General features: G+C 69.8%; 19 protein-coding genes and 2 pseudogenes. 14 read left to right on the top strand and 7 right to left on the bottom strand.

Annotated elements, in window-relative coordinates; translation table 11 throughout:
* Positions 1-130 precede the first annotated feature (130 nt).
* From OG272_RS02595 to OG272_RS02575, 5 genes are all read left to right on the top strand, one after another.
* Complete coding sequence (locus OG272_RS02595) at positions 131-724, top strand: TetR/AcrR family transcriptional regulator (protein ID WP_326585177.1); 594 nt, start codon at positions 131-133, stop codon at positions 722-724.
* Positions 725-779: 55 nt separating this feature from the next.
* Complete coding sequence (locus tag OG272_RS02590; protein ID WP_327731674.1) at positions 780-980, top strand: hypothetical protein; 201 nt, start codon at positions 780-782, stop codon at positions 978-980.
* Positions 977-1318, top strand: a complete 342-nt coding sequence (locus tag OG272_RS02585; RefSeq protein ID WP_327731675.1) for a hypothetical protein — start codon at positions 977-979, stop codon at positions 1316-1318. Before OG272_RS02590 ends, OG272_RS02585 begins: the two co-directional genes overlap by 4 nt.
* A gap of 107 nt (positions 1319-1425) precedes the next feature.
* Positions 1426-1920, top strand: a complete 495-nt coding sequence (locus OG272_RS02580) for a PaaI family thioesterase (protein ID WP_326585180.1) — start codon at positions 1426-1428, stop codon at positions 1918-1920.
* Between the two features lie 238 nt (positions 1921-2158).
* Positions 2159-3685, top strand: coding sequence for an MFS transporter (locus OG272_RS02575; RefSeq protein ID WP_405892377.1), 1527 nt, complete (start codon positions 2159-2161; stop codon positions 3683-3685).
* A 593-nt stretch (positions 3686-4278) separates the two neighbouring features.
* Here OG272_RS02575 and OG272_RS02570 read toward each other — a convergent pair.
* From OG272_RS02570 to OG272_RS02560, 3 genes are all read right to left on the bottom strand, one after another.
* On the bottom strand, positions 4279-4866 hold the full coding sequence (locus OG272_RS02570; protein ID WP_405892376.1) for a GtrA family protein: 588 nt from the start codon (positions 4864-4866) through the stop codon (positions 4279-4281).
* A 337-nt stretch (positions 4867-5203) separates the two neighbouring features.
* Positions 5204-6010: a response regulator transcription factor gene (locus OG272_RS02565; RefSeq protein ID WP_328222248.1), complete on the bottom strand. Its 807-nt coding sequence runs from the start codon at positions 6008-6010 to the stop codon at positions 5204-5206.
* A gap of 550 nt (positions 6011-6560) precedes the next feature.
* Positions 6561-6701 carry a hypothetical protein gene (locus OG272_RS02560; protein ID WP_327731679.1) on the bottom strand — a complete coding sequence of 47 codons (141 nt, stop codon included), beginning with the start codon at positions 6699-6701 and terminating at the stop codon, positions 6561-6563.
* A gap of 131 nt (positions 6702-6832) precedes the next feature.
* On the opposite strand from OG272_RS02560, the gene OG272_RS02555 reads away from it, so the two are divergent.
* The 6 genes from OG272_RS02555 to OG272_RS02530 all read left to right on the top strand — a co-directional run bounded on the left by OG272_RS02555 (position 6833) and on the right by OG272_RS02530 (position 12633).
* Positions 6833-7033 (top strand): ATP-binding protein, encoded by a 201-nt coding sequence (locus tag OG272_RS02555; protein WP_405892374.1) that lies wholly within the window; start codon positions 6833-6835, stop codon positions 7031-7033.
* Positions 7003-9228 carry a helix-turn-helix transcriptional regulator gene (locus tag OG272_RS02550; protein ID WP_327731680.1) on the top strand — a complete coding sequence of 742 codons (2226 nt, stop codon included), beginning with the start codon at positions 7003-7005 and terminating at the stop codon, positions 9226-9228. Before OG272_RS02555 ends, OG272_RS02550 begins: the two co-directional genes overlap by 31 nt.
* A gap of 48 nt (positions 9229-9276) precedes the next feature.
* On the top strand, positions 9277-9603 hold the full coding sequence (locus OG272_RS02545) for a helix-turn-helix transcriptional regulator (protein WP_327731681.1): 327 nt from the start codon (positions 9277-9279) through the stop codon (positions 9601-9603).
* A gap of 824 nt (positions 9604-10427) precedes the next feature.
* Positions 10428-11294 carry an alpha/beta hydrolase gene (locus tag OG272_RS02540; protein ID WP_327731682.1) on the top strand — a complete coding sequence of 289 codons (867 nt, stop codon included), beginning with the start codon at positions 10428-10430 and terminating at the stop codon, positions 11292-11294.
* Between the two features lie 194 nt (positions 11295-11488).
* On the top strand, positions 11489-11857 hold the full coding sequence (locus OG272_RS02535; protein ID WP_327731683.1) for a hypothetical protein: 369 nt from the start codon (positions 11489-11491) through the stop codon (positions 11855-11857).
* A 302-nt stretch (positions 11858-12159) separates the two neighbouring features.
* Positions 12160-12633 (top strand): helix-turn-helix domain-containing protein, encoded by a 474-nt coding sequence (locus OG272_RS02530; RefSeq protein WP_326585971.1) that lies wholly within the window; start codon positions 12160-12162, stop codon positions 12631-12633.
* 16 nt (positions 12634-12649) lie between these two features.
* Here the strand turns inward: OG272_RS02530 and OG272_RS02525 are convergent, their stop codons facing one another.
* Positions 12650-12898 (bottom strand): CGNR zinc finger domain-containing protein, encoded by a 249-nt coding sequence (locus tag OG272_RS02525; protein ID WP_327731685.1) that lies wholly within the window; start codon positions 12896-12898, stop codon positions 12650-12652.
* 146 nt (positions 12899-13044) lie between these two features.
* Here OG272_RS02525 and OG272_RS02520 point away from each other — a divergent pair, with 146 nt between their 5' ends.
* Complete coding sequence (locus OG272_RS02520; RefSeq protein ID WP_405892372.1) at positions 13045-13929, top strand: universal stress protein; 885 nt, start codon at positions 13045-13047, stop codon at positions 13927-13929.
* Positions 13930-14414: 485 nt separating this feature from the next.
* Here OG272_RS02520 and OG272_RS02515 read toward each other — a convergent pair.
* Positions 14415-14778: pseudogene (locus OG272_RS02515) on the bottom strand (response regulator); the annotation flags it as partial.
* Between OG272_RS02515 and OG272_RS02510 the strand changes: the two are divergent.
* Positions 14714-15067: a hypothetical protein gene (locus OG272_RS02510; protein ID WP_405892371.1), complete on the top strand. Its 354-nt coding sequence runs from the start codon at positions 14714-14716 to the stop codon at positions 15065-15067. The pseudogene OG272_RS02515 and the gene OG272_RS02510 sit on opposite strands and share 65 nt — an antisense overlap.
* 147 nt (positions 15068-15214) lie before the next feature.
* Here the strand turns inward: OG272_RS02510 and OG272_RS02505 are convergent.
* Both OG272_RS02505 and OG272_RS02500 read right to left on the bottom strand, forming a co-directional pair.
* A pseudogene (locus OG272_RS02505) lies at positions 15215-15554 on the bottom strand (response regulator transcription factor); the annotation flags it as partial.
* Between the two features lie 50 nt (positions 15555-15604).
* The gene (locus OG272_RS02500; RefSeq protein ID WP_327731687.1) at positions 15605-16003 is read right to left on the bottom strand and encodes a helix-turn-helix domain-containing protein; all 399 of its coding nucleotides are present in this window, start codon (positions 16001-16003) and stop codon (positions 15605-15607) included.
* A gap of 132 nt (positions 16004-16135) precedes the next feature.
* Between OG272_RS02500 and OG272_RS02495 the strand changes: the two genes are divergently transcribed.
* Positions 16136-16789, top strand: a complete 654-nt coding sequence (locus OG272_RS02495; RefSeq protein ID WP_326585193.1) for an NAD(P)H-dependent oxidoreductase — start codon at positions 16136-16138, stop codon at positions 16787-16789.
* The last annotated feature ends 23 nt before the right edge of the window (positions 16790-16812 follow it).

Below are 16812 nucleotides of genomic sequence, written 5' to 3'. Positions count from 1 at the left end.
CAGGGCGCTGGCGACGAGGCGGCGTCGGCCGTCACCGCTGTCGACTCTTTGGATTACGTTCGCAATACCATAGACTGGTGGAGTCGGTGAAGGGCAACCGGCCCTACCGGGCGGCGAAGGAGCATGCGCTGTGGTGCGGTACGCGAAGGAGCACAAGCAGGAGACGAGGCGGCGGATCATCGAGACGGCGGGCCGCCGGTTCAAGCAGGACGGCATCGACGGCTCCGGGGTCTCGACGCTGATGAAGGACGCGGGGCTGACCAATGGGGCCTTCTACGCTCATTTCGAATCCAAGGACGATCTCGTCACCACGGCGATCGCCGACCAGTTGAAGGCGCAGGCGGAGAGCGTCGTCGCGCGCGCTGCGCCCGGCCGCGCCGGACTCGAACAGATTGTGCGCGCGTACCTGTCGCCCCAGCACCGTGAAAGCCTTGGTGACGGCTGCCCCAATGCCGCGCTGCTCGACGAGATCGGGCGCTGCACCGACACGACCAGGCAGGCGTACACCGACGGCGTGCTCGTCCTCATCGACGGCATTGCCGCCCGTATGGCGCCCGAGGCCCCGTCCTCCGCACGTGTGAAGGCGCTCAGCCTCCTCGGCCTGATGGTCGGGACGCTGCAGCTTTCCCGCGCGTTGACCGACGTTCAACTCGCCCATGAGCTCCTCGATCAGGGGATAGACAACGTCCTCGCCCTGCTGGACGCCGGCGGGCAGCGCGTCTGACGAACCACATCCCCAGCCCCTGCTGGGCCTTCCAGGGGAGCAGCCCGACGCCGCCGTGATCGCGCTGATCGGCCCGAGGCCCGACCTCGACCTGGTCGCGGGGGAACCGGTCGGTACGGTCGCCTCCGCGCAGGCCGCCGTCGACGCCCTCAAGGGGATCGGCGCCATCACCTCCTGCGCCGCCGAGGTCGCGCTCCCGGTGGAGGGCACCTGGAAGAACTCGCGATCGGCGGCGCCCGCGTCGACGTCGTCGTGATCGCCCCGGCCGACGATGTGCCGCTGCTGTTCGTCGAGGTCGGCAACTGCACCGAGGAAGCCGCCCTCATCGCCGCGAAGTCCGACGAGTGCGCCTGGTTCTTCCAGCGGAAGGAGAGGGGCACCGACGGCATCGAGAAGCCGAGGTGCCGCACGCGCTGGTCCGCACCCGCCTGGGAGGGATACGAGCGTGTGCGCCCGCCTGTTCTGCTCGTCTTCCACCCGGTCGGCAAGCACTCCGCCAGGAGTCGGAGGGCGAAGGTCGCCGACCTCACCCGTCCGCACTGGCAAGGCGGTTGGGACCGCGAGGGCGGCTTCTACGTGAGACAGCACACCTAAGGCACTTCATCCCGCCATCGCTGTCACTGACTCTGACTTCATCATTGACAGTCAGAGGGTGCGTGGCTAGGTTCATTTCTCGAACTCAGATGGAGAAGGGCAGGATCGTGGGACGGACGCGCACGTATGAGTGGCAGGATCCCGCGATCGTGGGAGCAACCGCCGGCCGCACCTCCGGCGTTGAGGTGCTGCGCGACCTGCTCGAGCGACGCCTGCCCCCACCGCCCATCGTGGCCGCTCTGGACTTCGTCCTGGAGGAAGTGGAGGAGGGGCGCGTGGTCTTCTCGCTGGTCCCGGGCGAGGAGCACTACAACTCCATCGGCAGTGTGCACGGAGGGGTCTACGCCACCTTGCTCGACTCGGCGGCCGGCGGGGCAGTCCAGTCGACCCTGCCGCAGGGCATGGCATACACCTCGCTCGACCTGACCGTGAAGTTCCTCCGGCGGATCACCGTGGACACAGGCAAGGTCCGCGCCATCGGCACGGTCGTCAGCAGGGGACGCCAAACCGCTCTCGCCCAGGCCCAGTTGCTCGACGAGGCGGACCGCCTGCTCGCCCACGCCACCAGCAGTTGCATGCTCTTTCCCTTCCCCGCGCCCTGAACCGCGACAGGCATGTTCACCGCTCGCACCGGGCAGCGCTCCCGACCGGTTCCGGTTCCGGTTCCGGAACCGCGACCTCGGCGGACGGCCGTACCACCGCACGTACGCATCAATTCGCCCTGGCCGCATGCGGCGAGCCGCGCGTTCCGTACGCGGCCGCAGCCTTCCTGGTGACCGCCGTCCCTGCCGTCCCTGCCGCACCCGCCGTCCCCGGCTCAATCCGAAGGACTTCGAACCCATGAGCGCCGGCATCGGCAGTGCCCCCGTCCACGACTCCGCCCCCGCAGGGCGGCACTGGAGCGAGAAGGCCATCGTCTTGGCGCTGAGTCTCGCCGCCATGATCGTGTCGATGATGCTGACGCTGGTAGTGCCCATCCTCAGCCTGATCCAGAACAGCCTGCACACCACCGCCGCAGGCGCCAGTTGGGTCACCACCGCCACCCTGCTGTCCGCCGCCGTCTTCACGCCCCTGCTCGGCCGCTTCGGCGACCAGCACGGCAAAAAACCCACCCTCGTCGGGGTACTGCTGGTGCTGATCGCCGGCACCGTACTGGCAGCCACCACGCACTCCCTGCTGTGGCTGATCACCGGCCGGGTGCTGCAAGGCGCCGCCACCGCGATCTTCCCCCTCGCCCTGTCCGTCCTGCGCGATGAGGTCCGCCCGCAGAAACTCCCGGCGGCGCTGGCGATGGCCAGCGGTGCGTTCGCCTTCGGCAGCGGCTTCGCCCTGGTCGCCGCAGGTCTGCTCACAGCGGGTTCCCACCCCGACTACCGCAGCGTGTTCTGGCTGGCCACCGGGCTCGCCGTCGTCGTCCTCATCGCTGTCCTGACCCTCGTGCCGGCCACTCGCCACACCGCCGGTGGCCGAAGCGACATCCTCGGCACCCTCACCCTCGCCACGACTCTCGTGCTGCTTCTGCTGCCGATCACCCAGGGACACGAGTGGGGCTGGTCCTCACCGAGTACGATCGGCTGCTTCGCCGGTGCCGCCGCCATGGCCGCCGTATGGGTGCTGGTCGAGCGGCAGGTGCCGGAACCGCTGGTCGACATGCGGATGTTCGCCCACCGGCCGGTGCTCATCGCCAATCTCGCCGGGCTCCTGGTCGGCTACGGCACGTTCGTGTTCATCATCGGCGTGTCCTACCTGGTCCAGATGCCGTCGAGGGTCGCGGGTTACGGATTCGACGCGAGTGTGCTGCGCGCCTCGGTGGAGTACCTGCTGCCCAGCACCGTGGTGTCGCTGCTCGCCGCGCCCGTCGGCGGACAGTTGGTCCGCCGGCACGGTCCGCGGGCCGTCCTGGCGCTGGCCTCGGCGAGCGGCACCGCGGGCTTCGCCTGGCTCGCCCTGGACCACGGCCGTACTCCGTCAGTCATCGCGGCAGGCGCCTTCGTGGGCGCTGCCATCAGTCTCGGTTACGCGGCCATGCCGGCGATCATCGTGGCCGCCGTGCCGCAGCGCGAGAGCGGCATAGCCAACGGCATCAACTCCATCTCCCGCTCCACCGGCAGCGCCATCGGCAGCGCTGTGATCACCACCGTGCTGGCCTCCAAGAGCGTCGGGCACCTCCCTGCCGGCTCCCCTGCTCTGCCCGCCGAATCGCAGTTCACCCTCAGCTTCGTCCTCGCCGGGGCGGCCTTCGCGCTGATAGCACTGGTCGCCTGGTTCGGCCTGCGCCACATCCAGGTGGCACAGCACCATGCCGCCGAAGCAGCGGCGGACCGGGGTGCCGTGACCGAGTCAGAGGTGCTGCGGGGGAGCAGGTAGGAGGCCAGCCCGTACGGAGCGGAGCCCTGGCGCGGTGACGTCAGAGCAGGGCTTTTGCCTTTGACACCGCCTCTTCACCGCCTCTACACCGCTCTACACCGCCTCTGACGTCGCTGCGGACACCGTTGCTGCGAACCGTTCCTGCCGTGGCTGGCCGATCATCGTGCACCGCCGGGGCGGACCCTCCTTCGCGACCGGGGGCTGCCGGCGGAATGGTGCGGAACAGGGCGGGCTGTCAGAGAGGTGTGCGGTGTCGGCGCCGACGTGTCTGGACCGGCCCTTGCGGATTCGCAGATGAGGAACGTCGAACTGAGTCGCCGGCCGGCGGCGTTCTCCTGGTACGGCAGGTTCCGGCGGCCGACGAGCCGCACTCCAGCGAGCGCCGGCACCCCACGCCCGCGAACGCCCCCTTGCGGGGCCTCGTCACCTGCGAAGTGCTGCGCACGCGGGTCCCGGCGTCCCGGCGTAGCCGGGCGGGGACGAGTTGCACCGGCGTCGCGGGCTTCTCCCGGGCAGGCACAGGTCTCACAAGAGGGCGGGCGAGCCGAGGCCGAGGACGCGCGGCGATCGGGGACCGGCGCACCAGCGCACCCTCAGGACAGCGCCGGTGCCGGGAAGAGCACGGACACCTTGACGCCCGTTTCCCGTGCCGGCGCCGGGCTCATGGCCGGCACCGTGGTCCGGGTCCGGCCACCGGCGAAGACGAACACACGCAGCACCAGGAAACGCCCGATACCGGCGAGCCCGGCGGCGGTGAGGTAGACGACCTGCTCGTAGAGCACTCCGGCCGACGGCTGCACGAGGTGCAGGACGAGCACCGCGGTGGAGGTCACCCCGTAGGCGGCCATGGCCGACCCCGCTGACTGCCAGTGCCGCCGCCATCCTGCTCGCCCTGCCTCGAAGGTGAAGTGCGCGTGGAGCTCCGTACTGAGGAGAGTCGAGGCGACGGTGATCAGGGCATTCGCCACAGCCCAGGGCATCAGTCCGGCGAGCTCGACCACGGCAGTGCTGGACGCGGCCCCGACACCGCCGCCGAACAGGACGAACCGGGCGAAGGAGGCGAGTGGACCGGGAGCACCCGGGCTTCGTCGTGCGGCGGCCGTATCGGTGTCCGTCCGTTCCGCACCCCGCGCCTCGTCCGCTGCCCCAGGCGTCGTCTTCGGCAAGACCAGCGACTTCATGGGAAGTCCCCTTCGGCTGAGAGAGTTGCTGGGCCTCTTTGGTCGGCGGCTCCGCAGGACGCTGCGCACGCACGCTCGTTGAGACTTTTACATTACGATCGTACGATAATAAGCAGGGGGTCGGTCCACGGGCAAGGGTCTGGCCGGCTTTGGGATTATGACCGTACTCACATAAGTGGCGGGGGGAGCAGGCGCACCTCGGCGCACGCGCTCGGTGCGATGACCACTCCGCTGCCGCGAGGCCACCGACCCGGGGGAGAGACCGGTGGCCCGGCTACGGGGTGGCCGTCGCCTCCCCGATGTCGGCCATGGCCCGGCCCTCTCCCACCGCAAGCCCTCAAGCGTTGCCAAAACTCACAGACATCGCCCTCCGGCCAGACGCGGCGTTCTCGGCCCTGAGCGACAAGTGGTGTCGGGTTCCCTCAACAAAACCAGCTGGTCGTGCGGGTCTGACCAGTCCGATGTCGTAGGCGAAGATCACTGCCTGAACACGGTCCCGGGCGCCGATCTTGGCGAGGATGTGGCTGACGTGGGTCTTCACGGTGGATTCGGCCAGCGACAACCGTTCGCCGATCTCGAGGTTGCTCCAGCCGGAGGCGAGAGCGGTCAGCACCTCGCGCTCGCGCTGGGTGAGGGATGCACGTTCGCGCTGGGTGAGGGACTCGCGTTCGCGCTGGGTCAGGAAGGCGAGGCGCTGCTTCTGGCCCGGGGCGTGGCCGGGCAGACGGTCGGAGAGGACGTCGATGAGCTCGCGAGTCAGGCCGGGGGCGATGACCACGTCCCCGGCGGCCACGGACCGGATACCGGCGACGAGTTCGTCGGGCCGCGCGTCCTTCAGCAGAAATCCCCTGGCACCGGCGCGCAGGGCATCGCAGGCGTGCTCGTCGATGTCGAAGATGGTCAGGACCAGGACGTGGGAGCGGCCTCCGGACTCGATGATGCGGCGGGTGGCCTCGATGCCGTCCATGCCGGGCATCCGTACGTCCATGAGTACGACGTCGGGGCGAAGTTCGGCTGCTTTGCGGACCGCTTCCGCGCCGTGGGCGGCCTCGCCCACCACGGTCAGATCGGGGTGCTGTTCCAGAAGCATCCGGAATCCGAAGCGCTGCAGGGCGTGGTCGTCGACGATGAGAACGGTGGTCATGTCAAGTCTCCGTGTGGGCGGTAGTGGGGGTAGTGGGGGTGGTGGGGGTGGTGGGGGTGGTGGGGGCGAGAAGGGCAGGGACGGTCCTGTCGCCGCGGGAGCTGGGGCCCGCGGTGACCTCTCCTGGCAGAGGGCGGCCCGCTCACGTATGCCGACCGGCCTCTGGTCACCGCCGTCATGACCGTCCACCCGTGGGGTGCGCGAGGGTCGGGTGTCCTCGGCGGTGACGTCTACGGCGTCGAGGGCGGGGGCGACGATGACGTGCGCCGCGGTGTGCGGGGGCGGCGTACTTGACGATGTTGGTCAGGACTTCCTGGACGACGCGGTGGACGGCGAGTTGGAGCCCTGGGTGAGGCCTGCCGCGTCGCCCTCGGTGTGTGGGGTGGCGGTGGGTACGGCGGCGCGGGCCCGCCGCGACAGGGCGACGCGGCCGACCAGGCTCGACTGGGGTGTGTATGGATGTCGTCCGGCTTCCCGCCGTCATCGCGGATGACGGCGTCAGCGGCGTACTTCTCCTTGCTGCCGTTCCTTCGAGGTCTTGGTGGTTGATTCACGGTCGACAGTCGGCCGGCCGGTTGAGTGTGCGGAGTCGCCTGTCGAAGTCCTGGGCGGGAACGACTTGGTGGAGCCTGCTGATGCCTCCGTTGGTCGGGCCGACGGCGTAGCCCAGTTCCGCGAACGCGCTGATCACGTTTTCGACGCTACGGATGAAGGGACGGCAGCGAATCCGTCACCGTATCGGTCATGGAACTGCCAAATCGGGTGGAACGTGGGTACCGGGAGTGGCTCGGGGCGATCGCAACCCATTAAGCTTTCAAGCAAATGGACCTGTACGGACGGCGCCAGGAGCAGGCAGCCCTTGACCGGATCCTTGACGGTGCTCGGCAAGGCAACGGGGCAACGCTGGTGCTGTGGGGTGACCCCGGCATCGGCAAGACCGCCCTGTTGGAATACGTGACCGAGTCCGCCGCTGCGGACTTCGCTGTCTTGCGTTGCGGGGCACTCGCCTGGAGTCGGGGCTGACGTTCGCCGCGCTGCACGAATTGCTGTGGCCGGTGACGGAGCGGATCAGTACGCTTCCGGAGCCGCAGGCCAAGGCCCTGAACGGGGCGCTCGGGATGAGCGGCGATGTGGCGGACCGGTTCCTGATTGGCGTGGCCGTACTGACGCTCGTCGGCGAGCTGGCCAAGGAACGGCCGGTGCTCATCGTCGCCGACGACGCCCAATGGCTCGACGAGCCGTCCGCACAGTGCCTGGCCTTCGTCGCGCGCCGACTGCGCAACGAGCCCGTGGTCATGCTCCTCACCGGACACGACGACCCCGTCGACGGCCCCTGGGAGAAGCTGGCGGCGATGGAGGTCCGGGAGCTGGGCGACGAGGATGCCCGGCTCCTCGCCCGTGCCGTCGCTCCGCACGCGGACGAGGCGGTCATCCGCCGCACGGTCCGCGCGGCGGCCGGCAACCCCCTCGCGCTCCAGGAACTGCCCACGTCCATGGCGGCCGGCGACATCTCGACGCACCCTTTTGCCGGTGGGCGGATCGCCGTCGGGCCCCGGCTGCGCCGTGCCTTCCGCGCCCGGATCGAGAGGTTGTCCGCGGCTGCCCGCACCGCGCTCCTGGTCACCGCCGCCGATGACCGCAGCGACCGAAACACCGTGCGCCAGGCCGGACTCGTGCTCGGCCTCGACGCGGTCGCGTGGGACGAGGCGCTGCACTCGGGCCTGCTCACCACGCGCTCGGACGGGCGCATCCGCTTCCGTCACCCACTGATGGAGGCGGTGGTCTACGAGGAGGCGCCGCCCGCGAACCGCCAGGCCGTTCATCACGCCCTCGCGTCCGTACTGACCGGTGAGCACGCCGACGAGCTGCGGCCCTGGCACCTCGCCGCGGCCTGGGATGCCGTGGGCCGACCCGACGAGGAGGTGGCCCGGCTGCTGGAAGAGTCGGCCCACCGGTCCTGGGCGCGCGGTGGCTGTGCCACGGCGGCCCGTGCCCTGCGGCGTGCGGCGAAGCTGTCGCCCTCGACGGACGAAGCGGCCAGACGGCTGGCTCACGGAGCGAGGGCGGCCTGGGAGGCCGGCCACGTCGACGTGGCGCGCGGGATGCTGGAGCGGGCCGAGGGGTTCTCCTCCGAAGCCACGGTCGCGGATCTCAGCGAGGGGCTGCGCGGGCTGATCGAGTTCGCGCACGGCGATCTGGAAACCGCCTGCCGTCAGCTGACCCGGGACATGGAGCGGGTGGCCGACCCCGGACAGGCGTTCAGGCTCGGCAGCATGGCACTGCGGGCGGCATGGGCGGCCAGTCATGGCCCACTTCAGCGCGAGGCGCTCCAGCGGCTCGAACGGCGGCTCCCGCAAGGGAACTTCCCCAACGCCGATCTGCTGCCGTTGCTGCGCCAGTGGTGGACGCAGGAACGGGGCGGTAGCGCCGATGACCGCGACCAGGTCGTGGCCCCCGTCGCTGACATCCTCACCAAACTCAGCGGCAGTTCCTGGCTCCTGATGCCACCGGCACCGCTGGCGGTGGCCTGGGGCATCGAGTCGGCCCTGCATGAGGCGCTCCGCCGCGAGACCGACATGCTGCGGCACACGGACCAGGTCACCGCCCTGACCCAGGCACTGGCCCAGACCGTGGCGCTCGACATCGCGGAAGGCTCCTGGACCTCGGCCGCGGCGAACGCCCTTGAGGGCATCCAAGTGGCCGAGGGGACCGGCGACGACCACCTGGCGGCGCAGTGCCGCACCGGTCTTGGATGGCTGGCAGCCGCGCGAGGCGACGAGCAGACCGTCGCGGACTTCGCCGCCCACACCGTCGAGGTCTGGGTGCCGCGTGGGGTACGCGTCTTCAGCGCCTGCGCGGAGTGGAACCTCGGCATGTCGGCGCTCTTCGCCGGCCGGGCCGAGGAGGCGCTGGACCGCCTGGTCCGGCTGAGCGAGCACGGGCACCACGCGGCGAACGCCACCATCGCCGTGCTCGCCGCACCCGACGCCGCCGAGGCCGCCCTCCAGGCCGGGCACCGGGCCACGGCCGAGGAACAGGCGCGGCTGCTGCGGCAGTGGGCCGAACGGACGAACGCGACGTGGGCGATCTCCGCGACGCACCTCCTCCACGCGCTCCTGGCATCCCGAGCGGATGCGGACAAGCAGTTCCGGCTGGCGCTGGAGGTCCCCGGAGCCGCGTCGCGGCCCTTCAACCACGCCCGCACGCGCCTGCTGTAGGGCGAGTGGCTGCGGCGGACCGGCCGCCGTACCGACGCCCGGACGCAGTTGGCCGAAGCCGCGGAAACCTTCCAGCGACTCGACGCGGCGCCCCTGCTCGCCCGCACCCGGGCGGAACTGGAGCTGACCGGGCAGCACCCGCGCCGCGACTGGGCACCGGCCCGGGACACCGCGGCCATCCTCACGGCGCAGGAGCTGAGAGTCGCACGGCTGGCCGCGCAGGGACTCACCAACCGGGAGATCGGGGCACAACTGCTGATCAGTCCCCGCACGGTGGGTCACCACCTGACCAACGTCTTCCCCAAGCTCGGCATCGTCTCGCGCGCTGACCTCACGCGCATCGACTTCGAGGACGGGCTGCGTTTGATGGGGTGACCGGCGGTGTTCCGGGGCTGCCCGGGTGGCTCGCCGATGCGGAGGAAGCCGACCGCCCGGAAAGGGCTTACATCGTCTCTCCGTATCTTGCCCGCAAGCGGACGGGGCGCTGTTTGTCCGGCCTTCCCCGGTCATGCACATTATGTGTATGGGGTTTTTCTGATCTTTTATGTCATGCGGTGCCGGTGGGTCGTGTGCGCCGCTCTCGTGGTGGGCGCGCGGCGCCGGTCGGCGGCACGAGCACTTCGACCATGTCGCGCACCGGCTCACGGGCGGCGGCCCCTCGGTCTCCGAGGTGGCGGCGCAGGGTGTGCGAATGGCGGCGGACGCGCTGTCGGCGGCCCTCTTCGGTGAGGTGTAAGTCTGGTCCTCCGCGCCGGAGTCGGCCACGCCATGACCTTCCGGTACGCCGAGGCCTTCGCCGGGCAGGTGGCCGACGTCCTCGCCGCCTGACCGCGCCGACCCGCCGCCGCTCGGGCGACGCGGGGTGGCGATCGGTTGGTCCCGGGGGTAGGTCGTGACGTGAGGCCCGGCCGATGGTCGGCGCGCTCCGGCGGAGTGGCCTCGTGTGCTGTCGTGACATCGAGGGTCTGCTCCCCGGGGGAAGGGGGCGGACTTGCGGCGGGGTCGAGTCGCTGTCGTGGCCTCACCGTCATCGCGTGCGGCGCGTCCCTTGCGGAGCTCATGGAAGTATGGTCATACTTCAATTGTTGGCGGATGCTGAAGGAATCGACCGACCAGGGTTCCCACTCCTACGGGCCTTCTGCTGCCGACCGGACCGACTGCCGCCGCAGTATGGAAACCCCATGCGGAAGGGCACTGCCATGAACGACGCACAAGGAGTACGAGGCGACGTGGTGACCTCGTACAAGGACGCACCGACCCGCACCCTCACCGCCGGGGGAGTGACCTTCGCCTACCGTGACCTCGGTCCCCGGACTGGCGTGCCGGTGGTCTTCATCACCCACCTTGCCGCTGTCCTCGACAACTGGGACCCCTGGGTCGTCGACGGCATCGCCGCCAAGCGCCGGGTCATCACCTTCGACAACAGGGGCGTCGGCGCTTCCAGCGGCTCGACGCCGAAGACCATCGAGGAGATGGCGAAGGATGCCGTCACCTTCATCCGGGGACTCGGGCTGGCGCATGTCGACATCCACGGCTTCTCGATGGGCGGCATGATCGCCCAGGTGATCGTGGAGGATGCCCCGCAGCTCGTTCGCAAGCTGATCCTCACCGGCACCGGCCCCGCGGGCGGCGAGGGCATCAAGAAAGTGAGCCGGCTGTCCCATCTCGACACCCTCCGGGCCCTGTTCACCCTCCAGGACCCGAAGCAGTTCCTCTTCTTCACCCGCACCGCAGGCGGGCGCCGTGCCGGAAAGCAGTTCCTGGCCCGTCTCAAGGAGCGCACCCACGACCGGGACAAGGCGATCTCCCTCACGTCGTACTTCTCCCAGCTCAAGGCCATCCACCGCTGGGGGCTCGCGCAGCCCCAGGACCTCTCCGTCATCCAGCAGCCCGTGTTCATTGCCAACGGCGAGAGCGACAGAATGGTGCCGACGAAGAACTCGTTCGAACTGGCCCGGCGACTGCCGAACGCCGACCTGGTCGTCTACCCCGACGCCGGCCACGGAGGCATCTTCCAGTTCCACGAGCAGTTCGTGGCGGAAGCCCTCGACTTCCTTGAGCGGTAGTGGGTGTCAGTAGTGGGTGTCAGGGGCGGGCGGTCCGTGCGCCGGGGGCATTGGAGGCTTCTCCGGCCCGGGTGGTCCACGCCCGTCCACCGGTCATGAGGCGAGGTGGGAGAGGCCGCTTCACCAGCCCGCGCGTGGTCGCGAGGGTCCATGCTCGGACGCGCGGAACGGTTGGCGCATCCAGGCTCGGTTCGATGCCCTGGCGTATCGCCCGGCGACGGAGGGCGACCACCACGCTGTTGCGGCTCGGTCGTTTCCTCTCGGCGCATGAGCATGTGGGCGTTCTCGATTCCCCGCTCGAGGACCTCGTCGGCGAACTTGCGGTCGACTCCACGAGGGCGCTGGACAGTTGCAGCGTCCCCACCATCACGGATGAAGAGCCCGATGGCCTTGCCGCGAGCGGCTTGCGGATCCGCAGGCGCCAGGCGGGCGGCGATCTCGTCCACGATGGCCGTCGCGCCCTCGGTGTACGCCTGCTTGGTGGGGTCCGCGCAGCGGCCGATCTCGTCGAGCAGTGCGGCGGAGGGGCATCCGGTGCTGGGCTGGTCACGGTGCTCGGGTGACAGATAGCCGCGAACGAAGTCCTCGAGTCCCTGTCGGCCGGGCCGCAATGTGTCGTATCCGAGCAATGTGTCGTATCCGAGCTCGGTTCATAGTCTGACGCACATAATATTATGCCCGCGAGGCAATGTGTGTGGCTTACGACCCGAGATGAGTGTCCGACCCCAGGCGAGCCGTGACCTCCTCACCTCCTCATTGGTGAGGGCGTGCGCTCCGCCCGGCTCCTGGGTATCTAAAAGTAAACTCAAACTCGGTTAGTATCGCTCCCATGGATGCGTGGACCGAAGTTCTCCAAGACACCGGCATGGACCCCCGACTCGACCGGGACACGTCCAACTGCTCGATCGCGCGGACTCTTGAGATCGTGGGCGAGAAGTGGACGATCCTGATCCTGCGCGAGGTCTGGTACGGCTCGTCCCGCTTCAGCGACTTCGAACGCGTCCTCGGCTGTCCTCGCAACCTCCTCGCGGCGCGGCTCCGGATGCTCGTGGGGGAAGGAATCCTGGCCACCGAGACGTACAAGGAGCCCGGTTCGCGGAGTCGGCCGAAGTACGTGATCACCCCGAAGGGTATGGATCTGGTGCCGGCCGTGATGGGGCTGCTGCAGTGGGGTGACCGGTACCGTGCAGACCCGGAGGGGCCGGCGGTACTGGCGCGACACCGCGAGTGCGGTGGGCACGTCGACGTCCAATTGCGCTGCGAACGAGGGCACCCGGTGCAAGCGAAGGACCTTGACAGCGTTCCAGGCCCCGCCTTTCGTATGAGGTCGCCCGAGTGAGCTGAGGACTCCTCCGTCAGCTTTCTGTACTCCGGCCGCTCTCTCGTGTACGCGCCTGATGGAGGCGGACCTTGGTGCGGTTTCCGCAGCGGGACATCGAGCACCAGCGGCGGTTGCGGGCCGGGGAGCGGTCCAGGAAGCGCAGCGCGCAGCGGTCCGCTCCGCAGACGTGTACGCGCCGGATCTCGGCGGATAGAAGCAGGTCGACCGCGTCCTGGGCGTGGCGGGTGCCACGTGGCCGGCCTCCTCCGCCACGGCTCCACATGCGCCGGGGAGGGGATTGGGGTACTCCTCGAAGGAGAGAAGCACCGCGCTCGGCATGTCGGCGAGGTCCGGAGCATGCGCGCCATCGGATTCGTTCACCGTCATCCACCGTCGTATCCAGCTTCGTACGAGACGGAGGCCGCTGCCATGCAGCCAGTCGTCACCGTGGGCCTCGACGGCTCACCCGAGAGTCTCGCTGCCGCCCGTTGGGCCGCCGACGAGGCCGAGAAGCGCAGGGTCACGTTGCGCCTGCTGCACGCGTGGCCCCTGCTCGCGCCGGAACCCGCCCACGCCTCCTCCGAGGTCGATCAGAATTACTGGGCGAAGCGCCTCGTGCACACCGCGAAGGCCGAACTGCAGGCTCGCCACCCGGGCCTGACCATCATCGGGAGCCTGGTGGCCGACGACGCCCAGAACGCCCTGATCCAGGCGGCGTCGGAATCCGAGATGATCGTGCTCGGCTCCCGTGGGCTGCAGCCCGAGAGCCACTTGCTGGGCGACGTCAGCATGCCGGTCATGGCCCACGCGGCGCGGCCGGTCGTACTCGTCCGCGCCGAAACGCGGCAGGATGGAGCGCAGCCGCAGCCGCAGCCGCAGCCGCAGCCCGCGAGCCGTGTGGTCGTGGCCCTCAAACTCCACGGATCCTCCGACGACCTGCTCGACTTCGCGTTCCACACCGCCGCGGCCAGAGGACTTCCGCTCCTGGCCGTTCACGGCCGAAGCGTGCCGCTCCACGCGCGCGTGCCCTGGGGGGTGGACCACGCCGCCACGGACGAGATGACGCGGGACGCGCAGACGGAGTTGAGTAAGGCCCTCCGCCCGTGGCACGAGAAGTACCCGCAGGTGGACGTGGCCGACATGATTCGTCTCGCGAGCCCCGCCAAGACCGTCGTGCAGGCTGCCGAAGGCGCCGCGCTGCTGGTGGTCGGCCGACGCGCACACCGGCACGGTGTGGCACACCATCTGGGTCACGTCGCCCACGCGGCTGTCCACCACGGCAGCTGCCCCGTTGCCGTCGTCCCCCATGACTGAGCCCGGCCACCACGGGCCACCCCCCCCTCGCGGCCTGGGCGAGTTCAGCAGCCCGGACGACGAAGGTCCCGAGCCCCTCGTGGTGATGCGACGCATGCCCGCGGACCGGCGACTCTCCCGCCTGGCACGAGAGGGGGCCGTCCCGGGCGACGTCCGGAGGACGTCGCCCGGCACCTCGTCGCCCGGCACCTCGTCGCCCGGCACCTCGTCGCCCGGCACCTCGTCGCCCGGCACCTCGCCGCGTGGCACGTGGACGCGCCCGTGGCCGGGATGTGGACGAGCAGGGCGCGCGGGACGCCCTGTCGTCGCGGTGGGAGGCCGGCTTCGCGCAGATCCACGCGCCGGCTGACGACGCTCCGTGCCCGAAGGGATGACGGAGACGGAACAACTGGTGCGGCGCTTTCTCGCAGGCCGCGAGCGGTAGTTCGCGTCCCGTATCGAGCATGGGCGGGTGATCGACGGCCACGGTGACCTGCTCGCCGAGGACAGGTGAACGGCGATGTCGGCGTTGGTGTCGCCCCGGGCCAGCAGGGCGAGCACGTCGCGTTCGCGCGGGGTGAGTCGCTCCAACCCGGCCCGGGCCGCGGTGGCCCGGGGCTGGTTGGTGGCGTGGTAGTGGTCGATGAGGAGACGGGCCGCAGTGGGGTGGAGCATGGCCGACCCGGCGGCCACCAGGTGGACGGCGCGCAGTATTTCGGCCGGGTCGGTGTCCTTGAGGAGGAACCCGTCGGCTCCCGCGGCAAGCGAGTTGTAGACGTATTCGTCGAGGTCGAAGGTGGTCAGGGTGATCACCTTCGGCGGGTGGGGGAGGGCCCGTAGCCGGGTGGTGGCCGTGATGCCGTCCATGCGCAGGTCGAGCGCATCATGGCCCCGCTACATGGAACTCCTCCACCCCGGCGGCACGCTGACCTACTTCGCCTACCTCGGCACCCGCAAGGCCCGCGCCCTGACGGCATCGCGAGCGGAAGCCCGCCGCCACGCCGCCGTGGACGAGATCATGACCACCTACCAGCGCACCCACGCCACGAGCCGCTGGACGGTATGGGCCAACCTTCCTCCCGTCTACGTCTGGCATCTGCGACGCCCCCTCGTCTCCGCCGACCTGATCGAGACGCGGTCGGACGGGGCGAGTCGGTGAACCGTTCTCGCGCTGGGCGGCCCTGCCCTCGCCCTGGTCGTACTGATGGCGATCGGGGGCTCGCTGCTGTGGCGAAGAAGGGTGCCGCCCGTCTCCTCCGCCCCGGGAACGGGCGTCCGAGCCCGTCACGAAGTCCTCCGGCCGTGCTCAGGCAGACCGGACGAGGCCGGCGTCGTAGGCGAAGATCACGGCCTGGACCCGGTCCGGGACCCCGATCTTGGTGAGGATGCTGCTCACGCGTGACTTGACGGTGGACTCGGCGAGGGAGAGGCGTGCGGCGATCTCGGTGTTGCTCCAGCCGGTCGCGATGGCGGTGAGTACTGCGCGTTCGCGGTTGCTGAGGCGGGCCGGCTGCCGTTGCTGTGCGGGCGTGTGGCAGCGGCAGGCGGCTGTTGAAGGCGTCGATGAGCTTGCGGGTCGGACCGGGCGAAATGACGGCGTCTCCGACGGCCCCCGCGCGGATGCCGGAGACGAGTTCGTCGGGCAGGACTCCGGAGCGGCGGCGAGGGTTTCCCTCGGGTCCGCGAGGCCGCTTCTCTACTTCGCGCGTGCGGCAGCGGCTGCGGCTGCGGCTGCGGCGGAGCACGGCTCCAGGCCGATCGCAGCCGCCGGCAGGTGCTTCTCCGCCCAGGCGGCGAGTTCCTGCAGGGCGGGTTCGAGTGCCGCGCCCGCATCCGTGAGCCGGTACGAGACGCGCAGCGGAGGGCCCTCGTCCACCTCGCGCACGACAAGAGTCGCCGCGCCCAACTCGGTCAGGCGGTCCGAGAGCATGCGCTCGCTGATGCCCGGGATGGCGCGGCGGAGGTCGGCGAATCCCATGGGGCGGTCCATCAGCACGGACATGATGGGGCCGCTCCAGCGCTTACCGAGCAGCGCGAAGACGCGTGTGATGGTGCCGTCGACCGTCTTGCAGGGATCTGAGCCTGATGCCGCCATGACGTCAGTGTACTGCGCCCACCCTCGTGACTGAAAAAAAGTAAGCACCTGTGCTATCAATAGGTACGAACGGAATGACACGCAACTCTTCCCTGTCGCAGACCGCGCGATTCGCCCTTTTGGAGATCTCTCATGGCAACGCTGCTGCACCTGGACTCGTCCCTCTGGCCCGAGGCCGCGTCCGCCTCCCGCGCGGTCACGGCCGCCTTCCGCAAGGCCTGGGAGGAGCAGCATCCCGACGGCACCGTGATCTACCGGGACCTCGACGCCCACCCGGTGCCGCACCTGGACGGCCTCGCCGCGTCCGCCGGCTACGCCGCCCCCGCCGACCGCACCCCCGAGCAGGCGGCGGCCTTCGCCGAGCGGCTGAAGCTGATCGAGGAGCTGGAGAACGCGGACGCCGTCCTGATCGGCGCCCCGATGTACAACTTCGCGGTTCCCTCCACGCTGAAGGCGTGGCTCGACCAGGTGATCCTCGTGGGCCGCAACGCGGCCGTCGAAAACTCACCGACCAAGGGCATCCCCGCGTACGTCGTCGCCAGTCGCGGCGGCTCCTACGCTCCCGGGACCCCGCGCGAGGGCTACGAATACGTGCAGAACTATCTGGGGGCGGTCCTCGGCGACATGCTGGGCCTGGACGTCGACTTCATCGTTCCCGAGCTCACCCTGGCGCACTCCAACCCGGCCATGGCCGAGCTGATCCCGCTCGCCGAGGCATCCAAGGTCAAGGCCCACGACGACGCGACGAGCAAGGGCAAGGCGGCCGCGCTGAACGCCGCTGCCTGATGCCCATGGCGCTCGGCCTGGTC

The sequence above is a fragment of the Streptomyces sp. NBC_00104 genome, from assembly GCF_045160825.1.
Taxonomy (GTDB): Bacteria; Actinomycetota; Actinomycetes; order Streptomycetales; family Streptomycetaceae; genus Streptomyces.
This window is presented reverse-complemented; position numbering and strand designations above follow the sequence as displayed.